At 57.0% G+C, this 1,980-nt stretch carries 5 protein-coding genes and 1 tRNA gene; 3 read left to right on the forward strand and 3 right to left on the reverse strand.

Translation table 11 applies throughout. The features are described 5' to 3' along the window. The 3 genes from AC1D1X_RS21820 to AC1D1X_RS21830 form a co-directional block, all read left to right on the forward strand. The coding region (locus tag AC1D1X_RS21820; protein ID WP_477699167.1) for an AMP-binding enzyme at nucleotides 1–161 on the forward strand (161 nt) is incomplete at its 5' end. Next, nucleotides 158–595, forward strand: a complete 438-nt coding sequence (locus AC1D1X_RS21825) for an acyl-CoA thioesterase (RefSeq protein ID WP_477668667.1) — start codon at nucleotides 158–160, stop codon at nucleotides 593–595. The genes AC1D1X_RS21820 and AC1D1X_RS21825, both read left to right, overlap by 4 nt. Further along, nucleotides 592–987, forward strand: a complete 396-nt coding sequence (locus AC1D1X_RS21830; RefSeq protein ID WP_477668668.1) for a RidA family protein — start codon at nucleotides 592–594, stop codon at nucleotides 985–987. Before AC1D1X_RS21825 ends, AC1D1X_RS21830 begins: the two co-directional genes overlap by 4 nt. Before the next feature lie 144 nt (nucleotides 988–1,131). On the opposite strand, the gene AC1D1X_RS21835 is transcribed toward AC1D1X_RS21830, so the two are convergent. The 3 genes from AC1D1X_RS21835 to AC1D1X_RS21845 all read right to left on the reverse strand — a co-directional run. Further along, nucleotides 1,132–1,208 (reverse strand) — tRNA-Met (locus AC1D1X_RS21835). Between the two features lie 18 nt (nucleotides 1,209–1,226). Continuing rightward, nucleotides 1,227–1,628 carry a 50S ribosomal protein L17 gene (gene rplQ / locus AC1D1X_RS21840; protein ID WP_122954335.1) on the reverse strand — a complete coding sequence of 134 codons (402 nt, stop codon included), beginning with the start codon at nucleotides 1,626–1,628 and terminating at the stop codon, nucleotides 1,227–1,229. 85 nt (nucleotides 1,629–1,713) lie between these two features. Next, a partial coding sequence (locus tag AC1D1X_RS21845) for a DNA-directed RNA polymerase subunit alpha C-terminal domain-containing protein (RefSeq protein ID WP_477699166.1) occupies nucleotides 1,714–1,980 on the reverse strand: 267 nt, incomplete at its 5' end.

The raw sequence follows: 1,980 nt of genomic DNA on the forward strand, positions 1-1,980 counted from the left end.
AGCCTGATCAGGCAGCTGATGACGTCATGACAAAAGCCCTGCAAGACCACGTCAAGGCGGCGCTTGCGCCTTTCAAATATCCCCGTCAGATCGAATTCGTGACCAAGCTCCCACGCACTGAAACCGGCAAGCTGCAACGCTTCAAGCTGCGCGAATCATGAAATTCACCGCGCAAAAGCTCGTCAGGTTTCACCATTGCGATCCGGCCGGCATCGTTTTTTACCCGCAGTTTCTCTATCTGCTGCATGAGGTGCAAGAGGACTTCCTGGCCCACATCGGTTTTCCCGAACATGTCTTGATTGCCGGAGGCACGGGTGTGCCGATTGTGGATTTGAAGGTTGAGTTCCTGGGTATGTGCCGCCATGGCGACCCACTGACAATTACTTTGGAACTGACCCGCCTTGGCAACGCGAGCATGGGTATGCACTACGAAATCCATGGCAGCCCAGTTGGCAGCGCCGGGGTGACCATCAAGCTGAAAGCGCATGGCGTGGTGGTCTATTCGGAGCTCCCCAATGGCAAACCCCTGCCGCTTCCCGAACGAATGCGCAGCGCCCTGTTACCTTATTTGAAAACACCCTCAGGAAGCTCATGATCAAGAAACTACAACCGCCCGACTGGGCCGAGCCGAAAGGTTATGCCAACGGCATCCTTGCTCGCGGCGCCCTGCTGTTTGTGGGCGGCCAGATTGGCTGGAATGCGCAGCAACAGTTCGAGAGCGACGATTTCATCGCGCAGACGCGCCAGGCGCTGCTGAACATTGCGGCCGTGCTGAAGGCCGGTGGCGCCGGACCCGAACATATGGTCCGCATGACCTGGTATGTGGTGGATCGTGTCGAGTACGTGGCCAGGCTCAAGGAATTGGGTGGCGTCTACCGCGAAGTCATGGGAAAGAATTTTCCGGCCATGACATGTGTCGAGGTTGCGGCGCTGGTTGAAGACCGCGCCCAGGTCGAAATTGAAGTGACAGCAGTTATGCCGGACTGAGCAACCGCCATGCAGGCCAGCCGCAAGCAATGACTGCCAGTGATGCTACTGGCAGTAGAACCGCTGAACGCCGAATGAAGGCCGGAAAGCAAAACGCCTGCTTGATGCAGGCGTTTTGCTGTTGGCCTTGAGAGGCTAACGTGTTGGTTGCGCGGGCAAGATTTGAACTTACGACCTTTGGGTTATGAGCCCAACGAGCTACCAGGCTGCTCCACCGCGCGGTATGTGTGTATTGTAGCTTACTCTGCCTTGGCCGTGTCAGCTGTAGTGTCTTCCGACACTTCAGGACGGTCCACCAGTTCAACCAGTGCCATGGGCGCGTTGTCACCAACGCGGAAGCCCATCTTCAAAATGCGGGTGTAGCCGCCGGGACGTGCCTTGTAGCGTGGACCGATCTCTGCGAACAGCTTGACGACCATATCGCGGTCGCGCAGGCGGTCAAATGCCAGGCGCTTGTTGGCCAGAGTAGGTTCTTTGCCGAGGGTGATCATGGGTTCGACCACGCGGCGCAATTCTTTGGCCTTGGGCAGGGTGGTCTTGATGACTTCGTGCTGCAGCAGCGAGTTCATCATGTTGCGCAGCATGGCGAGACGGTGCTCGCTGGTGCGGTTGAGTTTACGTAATCCGTGTCCGTGGCGCATGATGTTTCCTTTTTTAAAATCCAGACAGCCGTATCAGGTACTGCCCGTGCGAGATCCCCTTTCGGGCGGGATCTTGTGGTTCAAATTAACGCTTGTCGAGGCCGGCGGGTGGCCAGCTTTCCAGGCGCATACCAAGAGTCAGGCCGCGCGATGCAAGCACTTCCTTGATTTCGTTGAGCGATTTACGGCCCAAGTTCGGCGTCTTCAGTAGCTCATTCTCAGTGCGCTGGATCAGATCGCCGATGTAGTAAATGTTTTCCGCTTTGAGGCAGTTTGCCGAACGAACGGTAAGTTCGAGCTCATCGACAGGGCGCAGCAGGATCGGGTCGAACTGCTGCGAGCTGCGCTGAAC

The sequence above is a fragment of the Polaromonas sp. P1_G4 genome (assembly GCF_056405475.1).

What these genes read in the sequence shown, in the direction of transcription:
- AC1D1X_RS21830 (WP_477668668.1), top strand. Translation starts at nt 592, where the DNA reads ATGATCAAGAAACTACAACCGCCCGACTGGGCCGAGCCGAAAGGTTAT.
- AC1D1X_RS21825 (WP_477668667.1), top strand. Translation starts at nt 158, where the DNA reads ATGAAATTCACCGCGCAAAAGCTCGTCAGGTTTCACCATTGCGATCCG.
- rplQ (WP_122954335.1), bottom strand. Translation starts at nt 1,628, where the DNA reads ATGCGCCACGGACACGGATTACGTAAACTCAACCGCACCAGCGAGCAC.